This is a genomic window from Granulicoccus phenolivorans DSM 17626 = NBRC 107789 = JCM 15570 (assembly GCF_000423085.1).
Taxonomy (GTDB): Bacteria; Actinomycetota; Actinomycetes; order Propionibacteriales; family Propionibacteriaceae; genus Granulicoccus; species Granulicoccus phenolivorans.
On the sequence record NZ_KE383977.1, the window covers coordinates 1 to 1,226 of the forward strand.

The window sequence follows — 1,226 nt, forward strand, 5'->3', positions numbered from 1 at the left end:
TAACTTTTCATCGATTTAACTGTTTTTAACGTTGTTACAAGGAACTTATTGAGACTGAAACATCATCGGTTATCTTGTGGAATTGGTGGTTCTTGTTCGGTCATTTTGTGGTCTTCCCTATTTTTATTGACCACTCTGCCATACAGATGAACAGACCATATCTCGTAGCGGAGAATGTTTTTACAAGTAGCGTGAGCAAGAACCGAACTTGCGTAGTAATAGTTGCTTCGGTTTTACAATCTGGCATTTTTGACCACTTGACTATCACGGCAACAAATGAGACGATTGGCTTGATTAGGTGGGAACTATCGTAACACCATGATTAAACAGCGAAGCTGGGTGATGCGGGGGTTCTCACCTAATTCTGATTAGAGCGCTTCCTTGCGAAAGGATATAGATTTTCCCTCTTTTAAATCTCTGACTACGTCGAATCCACTGAATAATTTCATCATCTGAAGCACCATGATTATCAACGTTGTCGAAGATAACTGTTGTAGCATCAAGCTTTTTCGATGTATTTCTTAGATAAGAGTCTACTGTATTTCTTGACGCAGCCATAGTGAGCGTTTTAATCTCTACACCATTTTTAAGGTCTGCAAGGCCCTTTTCTTCTTCCACCCCAGTAGCCGGATTAAAAACAAGCACACGATCCCCAAGGAATACCCTAATACCAGTCCCATAACATCGTTCCTGCAAGAGATAGTACAGCTCTGAAATTACTTCAACACACGATATAGCATGGAGGAAAATAAACAAAACCTCACACCACAACACATGAAAACAAAAATCTCACGACACAGCCAGCGAAACTATGTCGTGAGACATGACAAAAGCGGATGATAAGGGAATTAACCGTAACTACCCGCCACACCTTATAAAATAAGGTTTACAGGCAAGTGAAGAATTTTCTTCCCCTACATCTTCCCCTATCTTACGGCGGTTAACCGGGGACTGCCTGACTCCACAAACAAAAAATCCCCCTCACATCACTCTAGGATAGAGCAATATGAGGGGGGGTACACGAACTATTAGAAAAATTCCAACAGTTCAATAATCTCACTTACCTTTTGGTCGCGTCCACGATACGCTGTGTAGCTTCCTCGACACTCTCCGCAACTTCCTTACCCATAGCTGTCAAGAAATCGTTATGGCGTTGCCAAGCCTGCGAAATCAGCATATTGTAAATGTCGAAATTCACTTTGCCATGCGTTGTCAATCCCTGAGCA

1 protein-coding gene is annotated in these 1,226 nt (G+C 42.0%); it reads right to left on the minus strand.

What is annotated here, in order from left to right; all coding sequences use genetic code 11:
* Window positions 1–354: 354 nt before the first annotated feature.
* Window positions 355–645 carry a hypothetical protein gene (locus G531_RS25985; protein WP_152670873.1) on the minus strand — a complete coding sequence of 97 codons (291 nt, stop codon included), beginning with the start codon at window positions 643–645 and terminating at the stop codon, window positions 355–357.
* Window positions 646–1,226: the final 581 nt, after the last annotated feature.